At 70.8% G+C, this 17,110-nt stretch carries 13 protein-coding genes; 12 read left to right on the top strand and 1 reads right to left on the bottom strand.

The genetic code is table 11. The annotated features are described in order from the left end of the window. Nucleotides 1–34 precede the first annotated feature (34 nt). Entirely contained in the window at nucleotides 35–2,632 is a 2,598-nt protein-coding gene (gene tssH / locus ACO057_RS02140) for a type VI secretion system ATPase TssH (RefSeq protein ID WP_421988918.1), read from the bottom strand. A 336-nt stretch (nucleotides 2,633–2,968) separates the two neighbouring features. Here tssH and tssA point away from each other — a divergent pair, with 336 nt between their 5' ends. The 12 genes from tssA to ACO057_RS02080 all read left to right on the top strand — a co-directional run bounded on the left by tssA (nucleotide 2,969) and on the right by ACO057_RS02080 (nucleotide 17,081). Further along, nucleotides 2,969–4,099 (top strand): type VI secretion system protein TssA, encoded by a 1,131-nt coding sequence (tssA, locus tag ACO057_RS02135; protein ID WP_421988703.1) that lies wholly within the window; start codon nucleotides 2,969–2,971, stop codon nucleotides 4,097–4,099. Between the two features lie 191 nt (nucleotides 4,100–4,290). Further along, the gene (gene tssB / locus ACO057_RS02130) at nucleotides 4,291–4,797 is read left to right on the top strand and encodes a type VI secretion system contractile sheath small subunit (RefSeq protein ID WP_421988702.1); all 507 of its coding nucleotides are present in this window, start codon (nucleotides 4,291–4,293) and stop codon (nucleotides 4,795–4,797) included. A 4-nt stretch (nucleotides 4,798–4,801) separates the two neighbouring features. Beyond that, the gene (gene tssC / locus ACO057_RS02125) at nucleotides 4,802–6,298 is read left to right on the top strand and encodes a type VI secretion system contractile sheath large subunit (RefSeq protein ID WP_421988701.1); all 1,497 of its coding nucleotides are present in this window, start codon (nucleotides 4,802–4,804) and stop codon (nucleotides 6,296–6,298) included. 22 nt (nucleotides 6,299–6,320) lie between these two features. Continuing rightward, nucleotides 6,321–7,877 carry a type VI secretion system contractile sheath large subunit gene (tssC, locus tag ACO057_RS02120; protein WP_421988700.1) on the top strand — a complete coding sequence of 519 codons (1,557 nt, stop codon included), beginning with the start codon at nucleotides 6,321–6,323 and terminating at the stop codon, nucleotides 7,875–7,877. 19 nt (nucleotides 7,878–7,896) lie between these two features. Continuing rightward, the gene (locus ACO057_RS02115; RefSeq protein ID WP_421988699.1) at nucleotides 7,897–8,697 is read left to right on the top strand and encodes a type VI secretion system accessory protein TagJ; all 801 of its coding nucleotides are present in this window, start codon (nucleotides 7,897–7,899) and stop codon (nucleotides 8,695–8,697) included. 10 nt (nucleotides 8,698–8,707) lie between these two features. After that, the gene (gene tssE, locus ACO057_RS02110) at nucleotides 8,708–9,220 is read left to right on the top strand and encodes a type VI secretion system baseplate subunit TssE (RefSeq protein WP_421988698.1); all 513 of its coding nucleotides are present in this window, start codon (nucleotides 8,708–8,710) and stop codon (nucleotides 9,218–9,220) included. 37 nt (nucleotides 9,221–9,257) lie between these two features. Further along, nucleotides 9,258–11,087 (top strand): type VI secretion system baseplate subunit TssF, encoded by a 1,830-nt coding sequence (tssF, locus tag ACO057_RS02105; protein WP_421988697.1) that lies wholly within the window; start codon nucleotides 9,258–9,260, stop codon nucleotides 11,085–11,087. Next, nucleotides 11,084–12,220 (top strand): type VI secretion system baseplate subunit TssG, encoded by a 1,137-nt coding sequence (tssG, locus tag ACO057_RS02100; RefSeq protein ID WP_421988696.1) that lies wholly within the window; start codon nucleotides 11,084–11,086, stop codon nucleotides 12,218–12,220. Before tssF ends, tssG begins: the two co-directional genes overlap by 4 nt. 27 nt (nucleotides 12,221–12,247) lie before the next feature. Continuing rightward, a complete protein-coding gene (locus ACO057_RS02095) occupies nucleotides 12,248–13,735 on the top strand; it encodes a class I SAM-dependent methyltransferase (RefSeq protein ID WP_421988695.1) in 1,488 nt (495 codons plus the stop codon). Nucleotides 13,736–13,737: 2 nt separating this feature from the next. Next, on the top strand, nucleotides 13,738–15,219 hold the full coding sequence (locus ACO057_RS02090) for a class I SAM-dependent methyltransferase (protein ID WP_421988694.1): 1,482 nt from the start codon (nucleotides 13,738–13,740) through the stop codon (nucleotides 15,217–15,219). A gap of 140 nt (nucleotides 15,220–15,359) precedes the next feature. Then, complete coding sequence (locus ACO057_RS02085; RefSeq protein WP_421988693.1) at nucleotides 15,360–16,019, top strand: OmpA family protein; 660 nt, start codon at nucleotides 15,360–15,362, stop codon at nucleotides 16,017–16,019. A 75-nt stretch (nucleotides 16,020–16,094) separates the two neighbouring features. Next, nucleotides 16,095–17,081, top strand: a complete 987-nt coding sequence (locus ACO057_RS02080) for a hypothetical protein (RefSeq protein ID WP_421988692.1) — start codon at nucleotides 16,095–16,097, stop codon at nucleotides 17,079–17,081. Nucleotides 17,082–17,110 lie beyond the last annotated feature (29 nt).

Here is a 17,110-nt window from a genome sequence, read left to right as displayed (position 1 = left end):
ATTCTTCGCGTGTGTCGCGCAAACACATGCGTGATCATTCGAGGAAGTAGCTGAAGGCTCCATCTTCCTGCAGACCGACGCGCACCTTGGCGATCGGCTTGCCTTCCGACAGCCGCTCCAGCACCTGCGCCGAGAGCTCGGGAAGCAGCGTGCGGTTGAGGATGTTCTCGATGTTGCGCGCGCCGCTCTCGACTTCGCGGCAGCGTTCGACGATCGCTTCCGTCACCGCCGGATCGACCTCGAAGGACGCGTCATAAGCCTCGCGCACGCGCTTGCCGATGCTGCGCAGCTTGAGCCCGATGATCTGCTTCAGCACGTGGTCCGCGAGCGGATAGTAGATCACCACGTTGCAGCGGCCGAGGAAGGCCGGCTTGAAGGACTTCAGCAGGTCCGGCCGCAGCGCTTCGGCCAGCGCCTCGGGCTCGGGCGACGTCTCGGGATCGGCGCAGAGCTTGGCGATCGTGTCCGTGCCTGCATTCGACGTCATGATGATGACGCAGTTCTTGAAGTCGATGTCGCGGCCTTCGCCGTCCTTCATGTTGCCCTTGTCGAAGACCTGGTAGAACACGTCCTGGACGCCGGGATGCGCCTTCTCCATCTCGTCGAGCAGGATCACCGAATAGGGGCGCCGGCGCACCGCCTCGGTCAGAACGCCGCCCTCGCCATAGCCGACATAGCCGGGCGGGCTGCCCATCAGGGTGGCGACCTTATGCTCTTCCTTGAACTCGCTCATGTTGATGGTGGTGAGGTTCTGCTCGCCGCCATAGAGCAGATCCGCCACCGCCAGCGCGGTCTCGGTCTTACCGACGCCCGAGGTGCCGGCCATCATGAAGACGCCGATCGGCTTGCGCGGATCGGCGAGGCCGGCGCGGTTGGTGCGGATCGCCTGCGCGATGGCCGCGAGCGCATGGCTCTGGCCGACGACGCGCTCTTCGAGCCGCGCCTGCAGTGCCATCACGCCCTTGATCTCGTCGCCGGCCATGCGGCCCAACGGGATGCCGGTCCAGGTCGCGACCACCTCGGCGACGGCCTGGCCGTCGACGACGGGATGCACCAGCGGCTCCTCGCCCTGCAACGCGCGCAGTTCGGCGGAAATCGTCGTCAGCTCGGCGAGCGCGGCGACGACGTCGTCGCCATCCGCCGGATTCTCCAACTTCTCGCGCAATTCGCGGATCTGGAGGACATAGGCCTTCTCCTTCTCCCAGCGCTCCTTCAGCGCGGCGAGCTCGGCCTCGACCTCGGCCTGCTCGATCACGAGCGCGCCCGTGCGCTTGTCGTGATCGCCGCCCGTCGCGGCCTCGCGGCCCAGCGCGGCCAGCTCCGTCGCGATGAGGGCCAGACGGCGCGTGCGGTCCTCGATGGGCGCCGGGATCGCGGCCTGGCTCATCGACACGCGCGCGCAGGCGGTGTCGAGCAGCGACACACCCTTGTCGGGCAGCTGGCGCGCGGGGATGTAGCGGGCGGAGAGGCGGACCGTCTCGGTCACCGCCTCGTCCAGGATGCGCACGCCGTGGTGTTTCTCCAGCGTGGCGACGAGGCCGCGCAGCATGGCATTGGCCAGCGGCAGCGTCGGCTCCTCGACCTTCACGACCTGGAAGCGCCGCGTGAGGGCCGCGTCCTTCTCGAAGTACTTCTTGTATTCGGCCCAGGTGGTGGCCGCGACGCAGCGCATCTCGCCGCGCGCCAGGGCGGGCTTCAGCAGATTGGCCGCATCGTTCTGCCCGGCCTGTCCACCGGCGCCGATCAAAGTGTGCGCCTCGTCGATGAACATGATGACGGGGACGGGCGAGGACTTCGCCGCGTCGATCACGCCCTTCAGGCGATTCTCGAACTCGCCCTTCATGCCCGCGCCGGCCTGCAGCATGCCGAGGTCGAGCGACATCAGCTTCACCTTGGCGAGCGCTTCCGGCACGTCGCCCGAGGCGATGCGCAGCGCGAGGCCCTCGACGACGGCCGTCTTGCCCACGCCCGCCTCGCCGGTGAGGATCGGGTTGTTCTGGCGGCGGCGCGTCAGGATGTCGATCATCTGCCGGATCTCGGCATCGCGGCCGAGGATCGGGTCGATCTTGCCGGCGCGGGCCTGGGCCGTGAGGTCCGTGCAGAACTGGTCGAGCGGGCCGCCGGAGCGCGGCGCGCCCTCGGCCGGGGCGCCGCTGGCGCCAGGCGGCGCGGCAATCGATGCCTGGGCCTCCTCTTCGCTGCCCTTGGTGAGCGCATCGAGATTCTTGCGCAGCGCGTCGGTGGGGATATTGAGCAGCGTCGGCGCGCTGTCCTTCACCGTGCGGGACAGCGTCTCGTCGCTGATCAGCGCGGCCAGCATATGCCCGGTGCGGATCTTGCCCTGATTGGCCTCGAGGCTCGCGATCAGCCAGGCCTCGCGCAGCCAGGCCACGATGTCGGGCGAGAGGCCCGGGGCGCGGGCATTGCCGGTGCGCATCTTGTCGAGCGCGCGGGTGAGCTCGCTCAGCACGCGGCCGACATCGATGCCGGCCTGCTTGAGGATCATCGAGACGTCGGAGCCCGGCGTCTCGATCAGCTTCATGAGGAGATGCTCGATCTCGACATTATAGTGAGTGCGCGAGAGCGTGAGCCCGGCCGCGGCTTCAAGTTGCCGGCGGCCCAGCTCCGTCATGCGGGCCACCAGGGATTTGAGATCGATCGCTACCATGAAGCCGCAGCCTCCCTATTCCGCATTTGCGGTGCCCTGGATTATCGGCGGGAAGCTAGAGTTCGTTCTCGCCGCATGTCCAGGGAATATCAGGGATAATCAACGAAGAAATTATGTACCCTCGCAGGCTTGGCGAGGGCCTGATCATGGACCGCCGCCGCCAAGCAAACTCCGTGGGACGATTCTCACGCGGCGGCGCAATTCAGGGCCTGGACCAATGCGTGCCAAAGCTTGGGCTTCATGCTCTAATTCGGCGATAGGCGCCGGCGCGGCGCGTGCCATGGCAATCGGGGGATGTGAATGGTCGACGACGTGGTGGACGTGACCGCGCTGGTGGAGCCGCTGGAGAGCGGCGACGGCGCCGGCGAGGATCTGCGGCTCGATTACTCGCCTTCTTCCATCTACCAGAAGCTTCGGGACGCGCGGGCCGAGGCCCGCGCCGAGGAGCGTGCGCGCGACAGTGAAGGCGAGGGCGAGGGCGCGCCCGTGGAGGGCTGGCGCAATGTGCGCCGCCTGGCCACCGAGGCGCTCTCGACCAAGAGCAAGGATTTCGAGATCGCCGCCTGGATGACCGAGGCGCTGGTCCGCCAGGACGGCCTGGCCGGTCTCGCCTCCGGCGCGCGCACCTTGGCGGGGCTGCTGGAGCAGCATTGGGACGCCGGCTTCCCCCAGCCGGATGAGGACGGACTGGAAGGACGCTCCGCGCCGCTGGGCGGCCTCGCCGGTTCGGATGTCGACGGCACGGTGATGCAGGCCCTGCGCCGCGCGCCGATCTTCCGACGCCCCTCCGGCGAAGGCTTCAGCGTCTATCAATACGAGGCCTCCGCCGATACCGCGGGCATCTCGGACGAGACCCGGCGCGAGGCGCGCTTCGCGCAGGGCATCATCCCGCTCGAGACGGTGGAGACCGAGGCGAAGTTCGATCGCGCGGGCCTGCGCGCCACGGTCGTCGCCGCCAACGAGACGCGCGCGGCCTGGCAGCTCTTCCAGGACCAGCTCGACGCGCGCTTCGGCTATGACTCGCCACCGTCGCGTCGGGTCGCCGAAGTGCTGGAGCGCATCGCCGAGGTCGCGACGCGGCTCGGCGGCGCGCCCGAAGATGCAGGCGATGGCATGATAATGGCCACCGATGACGCGTCCTCCACGGGCAGTCAGCCGATGATGGCGGCGGGCGGCGGTGGTAGCGCGATGGTGATGCCGGCCTTCAACCTCGCCGGCCGCGAACAGGCGCTGAAGACGCTGGAGCAGATCGCCGAGTTCTTCCAGAAGACCGAACCCCAGTCCTTCCTGGCCTATACCCTTGCGGATGCGGTGCGGCGCGGACGCATGTCGCTGCCGGACCTGCTCAACGAGGTGATGACCGATGAGACGGCGCGCACAGCCATGCTCACCGCCCTGGGAATCCGCCCTGGCGCGATGGATGAGACATAGCGCGCGATCGACGCGACACAATGACACTGAAATCGAGCTTCCATCGACTGAAACAAGCAGTAGAGTGCAAGTCGATCGTAAGATTGACGGCGTGAAAGCCCCTGGCCTAGCTTCCGCGCGCAGCGGAGCCAGCCAGGGCCCCGCGGCGTGCAGACCAACCAGTGCGGCGCTGCGGCGCCGGGGGAGATCCCATGGCCAGCGTTCATGACAAGCTGAACCGCGTGCGCAAGCCGCGCGTCCACATCACCTACGACGTCGAGACCGAGGGTGCGGCGATCGAACGCGAGCTGCCCTTCATCGTCGGCGTCATGGGCGACTTCGCCGGCGATCCCAGCGAGCCGCTGAAGCCGCTCGCCGAGCGCAAGTTCACCCAGATCGATCGCGACAACTTCAATGACGTCATGGCGCGCATCGCGCCGGGCCTCAACATGAAGGTCGAGAACACGCTCGCCGGCGACGGCAGCGAGATGGGCGTGAACCTCAAGTTCCGCCACATGGACGATTTCGAGCCGGCGAAGGTGGCCGAGCAGGTGCCCGCGCTGAAGGCCCTGCTGGAGACGCGCTCCAAGCTGCGCGACCTCATGAGCAAGGTCGACAACTCGGACAAGCTCGAGGAGCTTCTCGACGAGGTTCTGCAGGACGAAGCCAAGCTGAAGCAGCTTTCCGAGCAGCTCGGCCTCGGCAAGACGGAGGGCTGAGCAGATGAGCGGCACGCAGACCGAACCCGGCGCAGCCGGAACGACCACCACCGAAGAGGGTGGCGTCTCCTTCCTCGACCAGGTCATCGGCGCCACGCGCCAGACCGAGAAGGACCGCGCTCAGGACCTCATCAAGGCCCTGACCGAGGAAGCGCTGAAGGGCACCGTCACCTACAGCAAGAACCTGACGCAGACCTTCAACCGCGCCATCGCGGAGATCGACGCCAAGCTTTCGGCGCAGCTCAACGCGATCATTCACAATGAGAAGTTCACGAAGCTCGAGGGCTCGTGGCGCGGTCTCAACCACCTCGTCATGAACAGCGAGACGGGGACCAGCCTCAAGATCCGCCTGCTGCAGGCCTCCAAGCGCGAGCTCAACCGCGACCTCACGCGCGCCGTCGAGTTCGACCAGAGCGGCCTGTTCAAGAAGATCTACGAGAACGAGTTCGGCACGCCCGGCGGCGAGCCCTACGGCGCGCTCATCGGCGACTACGAGTGGACCAACCACCCCGACGACGTCGAGACGCTGCGCCTCATGTCCAACGTCGCGGCGGCGGGCTTCGCGCCCTTCGTCTCCGCCGCCGGCCCGGGCATGTTCGGCTTCTCCGACTATCGCGAGCTCTCCAAGCCGCGCGACCTCACGAAGATCTTCGAGACGCAGGAATACGCCAAGTGGCGCTCCTTCCGCGACAGCGAGGACAGCCGCTTCGTCACCCTCGTCCTGCCGCGCGTGATCGCCCGCCTGCCCTATGGCGCGAACACCAAGCCGATCGACGAGTTCGCCTATGAGGAAGCGCCTTACAATGCCGACGGCACCGCCAAGGCGATGGAGCACAATGACTACTGCTGGATGAACGCGGCCTACGTCCATGCCACGCGCATGACCGACGCCTTCGCCCAGTACGGCTGGTGCACGGCCATCCGCGGCGCCGAGGGCGGCGGCAAGGTGACCAACCTGCCCACGCACGTCTTCACCTCCGATGACGGCGACATGGACGCGAAGTGCCCCACCGAGATCGGCATCACCGATCGCCGCGAGGCCGAGCTGTCCAACAACGGCTTCCTGCCGCTCTGCCACTACAAGAACACCGACTACTCGGTCTTCTTCGGCGCGCAGACCACGCAGAAGCCCAAGAAGTACGACCGGCCGGAAGCCACGGCGAATGCGGCGATCTCCGCGCGCCTGCCCTACATCATGGCGACCAGCCGCTTCGCTCACTTCCTGAAGGTGATGGCGCGCGACAAGATCGGCTCCTTCATGGAGGCGTCGGACTGCGAACAGTGGCTGAACCGCTGGATCCAGAACTACGTCAACCCGATCGAGGGCGCCGGCCAGGAAAGCCGCGCGAAGTACCCGCTGCGCGAGGCGCGCGTCGAAGTGAAGGAGATTCCGGGCAAGCCGGGCTCCTACAACGCCGTCGCCTATATGCGTCCCTGGCTGCAGATGGAGGAGCTCACCACCTCCATGCGCATGGTCGCGCGTATCCCGCAGAAGGCCTGATCGGGAGCGAAAGGGGCGAGACATGGCGGCGCCTGGCGCCATATCGCCCGTGACGGGACAGGCCACCGGAGGGCTCGCGGATGCGGGCCTGAGGGAGGTCGTCCTCGCCGGACGCCACTTCTCCGCGGGCTCGCCCGCGGCGGAGATGGCCGGCTTCCTCATGGAACGCGACCCTGCCGCCATCCTGCGAAGCTGGATGGGGCGGGACCGCCTTCATGCCATCGCCACCGCCGGGAAGAGCCGCAAGGCCGTGCTGGAAGAGGCGCTGGACCGCGATATCGCGGCGCTCGATGCCGCCATTTCCCGTCAGCTCGATGCCGTCCTGCACCACCCGCGCCTGACGCGGATGGAAGGCTCCTGGCGCGGGCTGCACTGGCTCGTCGAGGGCTTCGTGCAGGACCGGCTGGTGAAGGTCCGCCTGCTGCCCCTGCGCTGGCAGGAGCTGGCGCGCGACCTGGAACGCGCCGCCGAATTCGACCAGTCCGCCCTCTTCCGCCTCATCTACGAGGACGAGTTCGGCTCGCCGGGCGGCGAGCCCTACGGCATGCTGGCCGCCGATTTCGAGATCCGCCCCGGCCCCGCCCAAGGCCATCCCGTGGACGACGTGCGCGTGCTCGACCAGCTCGCCGCCGTGGGGGCCGCCGCCTTCTGCCCCATCGTGATGCCGGCCTCGCCCGCCCTGATGGGGCTGGACTACTGGCATGATCTCGCCACCACCACCTCGCTGACCGAGATCCTGCGCGCGCCCGAACGTACGCGCTGGCGCAGCCTCGCCACCCGCGACGACACCCGCTTCCTGGCGCTGGTCCTGCCGCGCACGCTCGGCCGCGCCTCCTGGCGGGACGACGGCAGCCGCGTCGACCGCTTCCGCTATCGCGAGGAGGCCGGCGCCCCGTCCCAGCGCGTCTGGACCACGCCCATCTACGCTTTGGCCTCCGTCGCCGCCCGTGCCTTCACGCGCTATCGCTGGCCCGCCGAGATCCGCGGCGCCGAGCCCGGCTGGGAGGCCCAGGGCGGCGTGGTGGAGACGCTGCCGCATGAGCGCTTCCGCGCCGATCCGCCTGGCCCGCCGCCGCGCCCACCGCTGGAGGTCTGCCTGACCGACGACCAGGAGCGCGAGGCGGCCGATGGCGGCATGGTCGCCTTCTGCGGCCTCGATTCTCTGCCCGAGGGCTCCTTCGGCGCGGTGCCGAGCCTGCACAAGCCGCCGAAGATGACGACGCAGGTGGCCGATGCCAATCAGCGCATCTCGGCCCAGCTCAACAGCGTGCTCTGCGTCTCGCGCTTCGCGCATATCGTGAAGCTGATGGGCCGCGACATGGTCGGCAGCTTCCTCGACGCGACCGAGGTGGAGCTGCGCCTGCAGCAATGGCTGAACAGGCACGTGAGCGGCCTGGCGGGCGGGGGCGACGCCGCCGCCCGCTATCCGCTGCGCGACGCGCGGGTCGAGGTGCGCGACCGGCCGGGCCGCCCGGGCTCCTATGGCTGCACCATCCACCTGCAACCCCATTACCAGCTGGACGAGGTCGGTGCCTCCTTCCGGCTTGTCACCGACCTCGCCGCGCCGCGCGCGGCCTGACAAAAAGGGAAACGATTCCATGGCCACAGCAGGCGAAGCGTTCAAGGCGGGCGATCTGGCGGCGGCGGTCGCGGCCGCCCAGGCGGCGGTGAAGGCCGCCCCGCGCGATTCCGGCGCGCGCTGGCTCCTCGCCGAGCTCATGCTTTTCGCGGGCGACGCCGAGCGCGCGGACCGCATGCTCGATGCCGCCGTGCTCGACGAGCCCTCGCCGGCGGTGCTGGAGTTCCGCAAGCTGCTGCGCGCGGAGGTCGTGCGCCAGCAGGTCTGGAACGAGGCGCGCGCGCCGAAATTCTCCTCCGACGACGCGACCGACGCGCAGTCCGCCGTCATCCGCGCCGCCGTCCTCGCGCGCTCCGGCGCGGTCGAGGAGGCGCTGACCGAAGCGAACGCCGCCGAGGAATCCCGCCCCAAGATTTCCGGCGAGGCCGATCTGGCCGATGGCACGACGATCAAGTTCGACGACTTCCGCGATGCCGACGATCTGCTGGCCCCGATGGTCGAGGTGCTGACCACCAATGGCGAGCACATCCTGGTCCCGGTAGAGCGCCTCGTGGCGCTCGACTTCGACGCCCCGCGCCGCCCGCGCGACCTCGCCTGGCGCCGCACCACCATCGAGCTGAAGGACGGCACGGAGGGCGTGGTCTACATGCCCGCCACCTATGCCGCGCCGGCCGGCCAGCCCGACCCCGTGAAGCTCGGCCGCGTCACAGAATGGACCGAGGAGGCCGGCCCCGTGCGCGGCCGCGGCCAGCGGCTCTTCCTCATCGGCGAGGAGGCGATCGCCCTCTCCGATCTCGCCGCCATCCGCTTCGCGCCATGAGCGACATGCGATGAGCGGGACGGGCGAGCGCGGATCGAGCACGCGGCCGACGCAACGCGTCCGGCTGCCGCTGCTCGACCGTCTCCTGGACGCCGATCCCGGCTCGAAGGAGGAGAAGCCGCCCACCCCCGCCGAGGCGCTGAACACGCTGCGCTCGGCCGTTCGCCGCGACCTGGAGGCGCTGCTCAATGCGCGGCGCCGCCGCTGGCCCCTGCCCACGACGACCCCGGAGCTCGCAATGTCGCCGCTGGGCTACGGCATCCCCGACGCCACCTCGGGCGGCTATGCGCTGCTGGAGCGCCGCGAGGCCCTGGCCCTGGAGGTGGAGCGCATCATCCGCCGTTTCGAGCCGCGGCTGCTCTCGGTCCGCGTGCGGCTGCGGGAAACCGGCAATGATCTGGACCGCACGCTGCGGCTCAAGGTCGATGCCGTGCTGCGCACCGACCCGATTCCCGAACCGATCAGCTTCGAGACGGTGATCGAGGCAGTCTCCCACGAAGTCGTCGTGACGGAACGCGGATGATGACGCGCCCCGCCACCCTGCTCCGGGGCAGGACGCCATGAGCGAAAGCCTCCTCCCCTTCTACAACCGCGAGCTGGCCGCCCTGCGCCGCCTCGCGGGCGAATTCGCCGAGGCCTATCCCAAGGTCGCCGGCCGGCTGCGCGTCACCTCCGACGGCACGGTGGACGACCCGCATGTGGATCGCCTGCTGGAGGGCGTGGCCTTCCTCAGCGGCCGGGTGCAGCAGCGGCTCGAGGACGAGCTGCCCGAGATCACCGACGCGCTGCTGGAGCTGCTCTCGCCGCACCTCCTCGCCCCGGTGCCGAGCATGACCACCGTGCGCCTCCAGCCCAAGCCCGAGGCGCGCGGCCCCGCCATCGCCCCGCGCCACACCCCGCTGGAGACCGACCCCGTGCGCGGCGAGACGCTGCGCTACGTCACCTGCCACGAGGTCACGCTCTGGCCCGTCGTGATCGAGGCGGTGCGGCTCATGGGCCTGCCGCTCGCTGCGCCGGCCAATCCGCGCGCGCCGGGGGCGGCGGCCTGCCTGCGCATCACCCTGCGCACCCAGGTGCCCGACCTCACCTTCGCCGAGACCGGCCTCGATACCCTGCGCCTGCATCTGCGCGGCGCGCCGCAGGTCGCGGCCGGGCTGCACGAGCTGCTGGCCACCGCCTGCGTGGGCATCGCCCTGGCCGACGGGCCTGGCGACGCCTCGCCGACGCTGATCGGCCCGGAACGGATCCGCCCCTTCGGCTTCGAGCGCGAGCAGGCGGCCCTGCCCTGGCCGCGCCGCGCCTTCGACGGCCACCGCTTGCTGACCGAGTACTTCGCCCACCCCGAGAAGTTCCTCTACCTGGAGATCGACGGGCTGGAGGCGCGGACCATGCTCCAGCAGAGCAACAAGCTGGAGATCTTCGTCTATCTCAACCGCGCCGCGCCCGAGCTGGAGCGGACCATCGGCAACGACGCGCTGGCCCTGCACTGCACGCCCGCGGTGAACCTCTTCCGCCAGCGCTGCGAGCCCATCCCGATGGACGGCACGCAGTCCGACTGGCTGGTGATTCCCGATGCGCGGCGCCCTGCCGCGCTGGAAATCCACAGCATCGACGAGGTGCGCGAGAGCCGCCCCGATGGCGCGCGCCGCGCCGTCCTGCCCTTCCAACGCCTGGCCCGCGACGGCGCGACCGAGGAGGACGCCGCGCCGATGCAATGGATCGCGATGCGCGGCCCCGCCCCCGCCTCGCTGACCGGCACCGAGACGCGGCTGATGCTGCGCGACCTGAACTTCGACCCCGATGCCCCGGCCGATGGCGTGCTCACGATCAACGCCACCTGCTGCAACCGCGACCTGCCCGAGCTGCTGCCCTTCGGCGGCGGCCAGCCGCGCCTGCGCATCGCCGAGCCCACCTGCCCCGCGGCCGGGGCGGAATGCCTCTCCGCGCCGACCTCGACGCTGCGTCCGCCCTTGGGCGAGCGCGGCGCCTGGCGGCTGGTCTCGCATCTGGCGCTGAACCACCTCGGCGTGATGGGCGGCGAGAGCGCCGCCGTGGCGCTGCGCGAGATGCTGCGCCTCCACGACCTGCGCGACACGCCCGAGAGCCGGACGGCCATCGCCGCTTTGGTCTCGGTGTCGTCCGGCCCGGGCGTGGCACGCATCCCCGGCCAGCGGCCCGGCGTCTTCGTGCGGGGGCTGGAGGTCTCGCTGACCTTCGACCCCCAGGCCTGGAGCTCGGGCGGGCTCTATCTGCTCGGCGCGGTGCTGGAGCGCTTCCTGGCGCTGCAGGTCTCGGTCAACGGCTTCGTCCGCACCCGGGCCTATCTGCGCGGCCGCGCCACGCCGGTCGCGAGCTGGACGCCGCGCAGCGGGACGCGCGTGCTGCTGTGAGCGCCGAGGAGGAAGATCCCGACGCGACGATGATCGTGCGGCGGGTCGCCCCGGTCGTGGCGCCGCCGGTCACGCCGCCGCCGGTCGAGGTTGCGCCGGAAGAGGCAACGCCTGAGGACGAGCATCCGGTCGCGATCGCCGCCCCGGATACGGATGTGCTGGAGCAACCGGCCCAGGCGCTGCCCGTCCCGCCCGGCCCGCGCGCCCCGAGCCCGATGGCCACGCTGGAGGCCCATCCCGAGCGCTTCGACTTCGACCAGGCCGCCTTCGTCATCGCCCGCGAGCGCGATGCGGTGGACCTGCCCTATGCGAGCGTCGCGCGCCTCGCCTTGCCGCTCGCCGAGGTGACGGCGGCCGATCCCAAGACGGGTCGGCTCACCTCGCCGCTCTTCGGGCTGATCGGTCCGGGCGGCACGCTGCCGCGGCATTACACCGCAACGGCCGGCGCGGAGCTGCGCAACCGCAACCGCGCCTTGCAGGCCTTCCTGGACATGCTGGCCCGCCGCTTCACCGGCATGTGGGTTCGCGCCGGCGCAAAGTACCGCCCCGCGCGCGATTCCGCCCCCGCCCGGCGCGCCCTGGACGCGGCGATCGGCATGGGGACGCCCGGCCTCACCGGCCGCCTGGCCGTGCCGGCGGAGAGCCTGCGCTACCATGCCGGCCACCTTTCCGCCCGCACCCGCAGCGCCGAGCGCCTGCGCGCCATGCTCGCGGAAGAGGCCGGCGCCGAGGTCGAGATCGAGGAGTTCGCCGGCGGCTGGCTGCGCCTGCCGGTCAGCGAGCAGTCGCGCGTGGGCGTGGTGCATGGGCGCCTGGGCGTGGATGCGGCGGTCGGCGCCCAGGTCTGGGATCCGCAGGCGCGCTTCATCATCCGGCTCGGCCCGCTCGACGCCGAATCCTTCGCGCGGCTGCTGCCCGGCGAGCCGCTCTTCGAGCAGATCTGTGGGCTGACGCGGCTCTTCGTGGGGCCCGAGCAGGATTTCGTGCTGAATCCCATCCTGGCCGCCAGCGCGGTGCCCGCCACCACCACCGGGCTGGGTGGCGGACGCCTGGGCCTCACCTCCTGGATGGGCGCCTCCAGGCCCCGCCGGGCGCCGGCCCACGACGCCTATCTCCGCCCACCCCCGATCTAGCAAACGTCCCCGAGCAAGGAACGCCGAATGACCTCCTGGGCCCATGGCTATGTCGCGGACAGCCCCTACACCTTCGCCTATCAGGCGGCGCAGGCGCCGGGGAATCTCGCGATGATCTGCGCCATGATGGGCGTGGACTGGCAGCCCACCGGGCGCATGACCATCGCCGATATCGGCTGCGGGCGCGGCTATACCGTCAATGCGCTGGCGGCCGCCAATCCCGGCTGGTCGGTCATCGGCCTCGACTACAACCCCGCCCATATCGCGGAGGCGGCCTCGCTGGCCGAGCGCGCGCAGGTCGGCAACGCCACCTTCGTCGAGGCCGACCTCGCGGAGATGACGGACGCCGAGATCGACCAGCTCCCCGAACTCGACATGGTGACGCTGCACGGCGTCTGGACCTGGGTGGCCGATCCGGTGCGGGCCGGCATCGTGCGGCTGCTGTCGCGCCGGCTGAAGCCGGGCGGTCTCTGCTACATCGGCTACAACGCGCTGCCCGGCTTCGGCGCGGATATGGCGCTGCAGCGGCTGTTCCGGCACCTGGCCGCGCTCCAGCCGCTCGGCACCTCGCCGGAGAAGGCGCATGCCGCCATCCCGACGATCCGCGCGCTCTATGAGAGCAAGCCCGCCAACCTGCCGCCGACCGGCATGCTGAACCGGATCTGCTCGGACGAGCTCAAGCTCGACGCGGCCTATCTGTCGCATGAATTCCTGACCGCGCATTGGCGCCCCGTCTTCTTCGAGGACCTCTGCGCCGACCTCGCTCCCGCCAAGCTCGACTTCGTGGGCAGCGCCGGCTTCCACGAGAACGTGCCCGACGTGATCTTCTCGCCCGAGCAGCGCGCGATCTACGACACCCTGCCCATGGGCCCGGCGCGCGAGTTCCTGGCCGATCTCGTGCTGCAGCGCCCCTTCCGCCGCGACGTCTTCGTGCGCGGCCTGCGCCGCACGGACCCGGTCGCGGCCCTCGATCGTATCATGCTGGCCGCCTGCCGGACCCTGCCCGAGGCGAGCCCGAAGGTCGCCGTGCCGGTCGGCACCGCCGAGCTGGATGCGGAGCTTTGGGAGCCCATCGCCGCCGCGCTGAAGGAGGGGCCGCAGAGCCTCGGCCGCCTGCGCAGCCTGCCCAAGGGCCGCAATCCCAATGCCGCCGAGTTGCTCACCCTGCTGGGCGGGGCCGGCTACGTCCTGCCCTTCCTGCGCGATGTCGGCCCCAGCGAGGTGACGCAGCGCTTCAACCGCATCGTCGCCGAGACCTATGCCGTGGAGGGGCGCCGAGGAGGGCAATTCGCCATGGCCTCCCCGGTCGCGGCCGGCGGCATCGCCTGCACCTGGATCGAGCTCGCCGTCGCGGTTCAGCCCGAGATGGCGGGGCCCGAGCTGCCGGACCCGGCCGTGATCGCCGCCCGCATCCTGCCCGGCTTCGAGGGCGAGGGCCTGCAGACCGGCACAGAGCTGGTCGAGGAGCTCCTGCGCGAGCGCCCGGCCTTCTGGCGCCAGTTCGGGATCATCTGACCATGGCAGACTGGTCCCACGGCTACGTTGCCGGCAGCACCTACGACATCGCCTGGCAGGCGGCGCAGACCCCCGCGCACATGGCCATGGTCTGCGCGGCCGCCGGCGTCGACTGGCAGCCCCGCAGCCACATGACCATCGCCGATATCGGCTGCGGGCGCGGCTATGCGGCCAATACCATGGCCGCCGCCAATCCCGACTGGACGGTGATCGGCATCGACCACAACCCCGCGCATGTCGCCGAGGCGATGCAGACGGCCGCCCGCGCGGGGCTCGGCAACACGCTCTTCCTGGAGGCCGATCTGGCCGCCCTGGACGAGGCCGGGCTGGAGCGCATCCCCCCGCTGGACGTGGTGATGATCCATGGCGTCTGGTCCTGGGTGTCGGACGAGGTGCGGGCGGGCATCGTGCGGCTGCTGGCGCGCCGGCTGAAGCCGGGGGGCCTGGCCTATCTCGGCTACAACGCCCTACCGGCCGCGGGCGTGGACCTCGCGCTGCAGCGGCTGCTGCGCCACCTCGCCGGGCCGGTCGGCACGCTGCCGGGCCAGGCCGAGGCCGCCGCAGCCCTGGCCGTCGAGCGGCTGCGCGGCATGGCCGAGCATCTGCCGCTGCGCGACAGCCCCATGCGCCGCCGCCTGCTGGCCGACCCGCCGGTACTGGCGCCGGGCTTCGTCGCGCATGAATTCCTGACCTCGCACTGGCGGCCGGTCTTCTTCGAGGACCTTTGCGCGGCGCTGGGTCCGGCCAAGCTGGACTTCGTGGGCAGCTCCAACCTCTTCGAGGCGGTGCCCGAGCTGGTCTGCGATGCCGCCCAGCTCGAGGTCATGCGCAAGCTGCCGCCGGGCCCGCCGCGCGAATTCCTCAAGGACGTCTGCCTGCCGCGCGCCTTCCGGGCGGATGTCTTCATCCGCGGCGGGCGTCACGTCGATCCGGTGCAGGCGCTGGATGCGATCCTGCTCGGCGCCCAGGCGCCCATCCCCGAGGAAAGCCCCGTCCTGGCCACCGGTTCGGGCCGCGCCGCCGTGCCGCAACCGGCCTGGGAGGCGATCGCCACGGCCCTCGCGGAGGGCCCACAGCCGCTCGGCGCGCTGCGCCGGCGGGCGGACCAGACGATGCATCCGGCCGAGATCCTGGCCTTGCTGGTCGGCACGGACCTCGTGCTGCCGATGTTCCGACCGCCGATCACCGGCCAGGCCGCGACGCGCTTCAACATCGCCGCCGCCGCCATCCACGCCCCCCAGGGCGAGGGCTCGGGCCACTTCGCTTTGGCCTCGCCGGTCGCGGCGGGCGGCGTGCCCGCCACGGCGCTGGATCTCGCCTTGGTCGCCGCCCTGCTGCAAGGGGCCGATCCGGAGGATCCCGCGAGCCTCGCGCGCCAGCTCCAGCCCGGGCTGAGCCCGGAGAGCCAGGAACGTGCGGCCGAGATCATCGAGGAGCGCTGGTCGGAGCGCATCCCGGTGTGGAGGCGCTTCGGCATCCTCTGACGCCTTTGCACCTGCCGTAGGCCCTGCGCGGCGCATGCGACAAATCTGTGCATGACTTCGCCGCGATCTGCTGGTTCTTTAGGCTAAATCCCCATTCCGGGCCGTCCGCCGCACGGCGACCCATCCAGGAGAAGCCCATCATGTCGAGAGTGATCCTTTACGCCACCGCCGCCCTCATCGGCGCGACAGCCCTGCCCTTCGCCGCCCCCGCGCAAGCCCAGGACGACCCCGCCGCGCGCCGGCTCATCGAGCGCCTGCGCCCCACGGAAAACCAGACGCGCGGAATCCGCATGCCGGGCAGCGACACGGGCACCGTCACCGCCCCGCCGCCCTCGCTGACGCCCGCGGCACCGCAATCCCCGCCGAGCCGCGCCGCCCAGGACGGCAAGCCGCCCAGCGTCGCCGTGAACCGCCCGCCGCCGCAGCCCACCACCACCGCCCCGGCCGGCGTCGCGGCCGTCTCCATCACGGTGAACTTCGCCTCGGGCTCGGCCACGCTGTCCCCCGCCGCCAAGGCCTCGCTCGCCTCGCTGGGCCGCGCGCTGAGCTCGCCGGAACTCGCGCCCTTCCGCTTCCGCATCGAGGGCCATACGGACACGGTGGGCGATGCCGGCATGAACATGTCGCTCTCCCAGCATCGCGCCGAGGCCGTCGCCGAATTCCTGCGCAGCCAGTTCCGCGTGACGCCCGATCGCCTCGTGCCCGTCGGCATGGGCGAGAGCCAGCTACTCGTGCCGACGCCGGACCAGTCCCCCGAATCCCGGAACCGGCGCGTCCAGGTCGTGAACATGGGCGGCTGAACCGCGCCGGCGGCGCCGCGCAATGGCGCCGCCCATCGACCGGCCTCACCGACCGGGGCGTGAGGATCAAAGAGCATGCACGACGATGACGACACCATACGCCTGCCGCGGGCGGCCGCGCCGGGCGGTGCGTCACCGTCGCCGCCTCCCCTCCCGGTTTCGCGACGCCGCCTGACCGGCCTTTGGATCGGCCTGGGCGCGGCGGGAATCGCGGGTGCCGGCGGCGGATGGTGGTGGCTGCGCCGCGAGGGCGCGACGCCGCCCGTGGCCGAGCTGCCGCCGGCCCGCCCGCCGTCCGAGCCGCCGGCTCCGGCGGAGGGTCCGGCAGAGTTCTCCACCGCCGAGATTCTGGCCAACCGCACGGCCGAGCCGATGGCCCTGCGCTGGGCGTCCAATCCGCTGGTCTGGGTGCTCGATTTCCCCAGTTTGGAGCTGCAGGGCCGCGCCATGAACCGCATGGCCGCGCTGCTGGAAAAGGCGCGCGCCCCGCGCGACCGCGTGCTGGGCGACGAGGCCCTGGCCGGCGCGATCACCGCCGATGGCCGCACGGCCGCGACCTGGTATTCCGGCCACAACTACCGCGCCTCGGATCTCGCGCGCTTCTTCGAGCAGGCCGAGCGCGACCACGTGACGCTCAATCCGCTGGAGCGCTGGGTTCAGGAGCAGGTGGAACTGGCGCGGCGGGTGGACCGCTCGCGCGATGCGGCGATCCTCACCATCCCGGCTGTCGGCGCGCATGTCGATGCGGGCATGCGTTTCGCGATCCTGCGCCACGAGCTGGGGCACGGGCAGTTCTTCACTCTGCCCTTCTTCGCGGCCCATGTGATGCGGATCTGGGAGCGCGGATTCAGCGAGACGGAGCGTGCCGACATGCGCCGCTACCTCGGTGGCGAGGGCTATGACGAGAAGCAGGGGGAGCTGATGGCCAATGAGGCCATGGCCTATCTCCTCTACACGCCCGACCTGCGCTTCTTCGATCCGGCGCGGGACCTCGGCTGGTCGAACGAGCAGGCGAACCGGCTCCGCGCGATGCTGCGCTCAGGCGCGCCCGAGGAGCCCTGAGCGGGGAAAGGGCCTACCGGGCATGCCAG

Origin of the sequence: Roseococcus sp. (assembly GCF_965227005.1) — a bacterium.
Taxonomy (GTDB): domain Bacteria; phylum Pseudomonadota; class Alphaproteobacteria; order Acetobacterales; family Acetobacteraceae; genus Roseococcus.
The sequence above is the reverse complement of the archived record's forward strand: the minus strand, read 5'-3'. Positions and strand labels throughout refer to the sequence as shown.

Bases quoted from the DNA above. Each gene is read 5' to 3' on its own strand.
- tssH (WP_421988918.1), bottom strand. From the start codon at position 2,632: ATGACGGAGCTGGGCCGCCGGCAACTTGAAGCCGCGGCCGGGCTCACG.
- tssA (WP_421988703.1), top strand. From the start codon at position 2,969: ATGGTCGACGACGTGGTGGACGTGACCGCGCTGGTGGAGCCGCTGGAG.
- tssB (WP_421988702.1), top strand. From the start codon at position 4,291: ATGGCCAGCGTTCATGACAAGCTGAACCGCGTGCGCAAGCCGCGCGTC.
- tssC (WP_421988701.1), top strand. From the start codon at position 4,802: ATGAGCGGCACGCAGACCGAACCCGGCGCAGCCGGAACGACCACCACC.
- tssC (WP_421988700.1), top strand. From the start codon at position 6,321: ATGGCGGCGCCTGGCGCCATATCGCCCGTGACGGGACAGGCCACCGGA.
- ACO057_RS02115 (WP_421988699.1), top strand. From the start codon at position 7,897: ATGGCCACAGCAGGCGAAGCGTTCAAGGCGGGCGATCTGGCGGCGGCG.
- tssE (WP_421988698.1), top strand. From the start codon at position 8,708: ATGAGCGGGACGGGCGAGCGCGGATCGAGCACGCGGCCGACGCAACGC.
- tssF (WP_421988697.1), top strand. From the start codon at position 9,258: ATGAGCGAAAGCCTCCTCCCCTTCTACAACCGCGAGCTGGCCGCCCTG.
- ACO057_RS02095 (WP_421988695.1), top strand. From the start codon at position 12,248: ATGACCTCCTGGGCCCATGGCTATGTCGCGGACAGCCCCTACACCTTC.
- ACO057_RS02090 (WP_421988694.1), top strand. From the start codon at position 13,738: ATGGCAGACTGGTCCCACGGCTACGTTGCCGGCAGCACCTACGACATC.
- ACO057_RS02085 (WP_421988693.1), top strand. From the start codon at position 15,360: ATGTCGAGAGTGATCCTTTACGCCACCGCCGCCCTCATCGGCGCGACA.
- ACO057_RS02080 (WP_421988692.1), top strand. From the start codon at position 16,095: ATGCACGACGATGACGACACCATACGCCTGCCGCGGGCGGCCGCGCCG.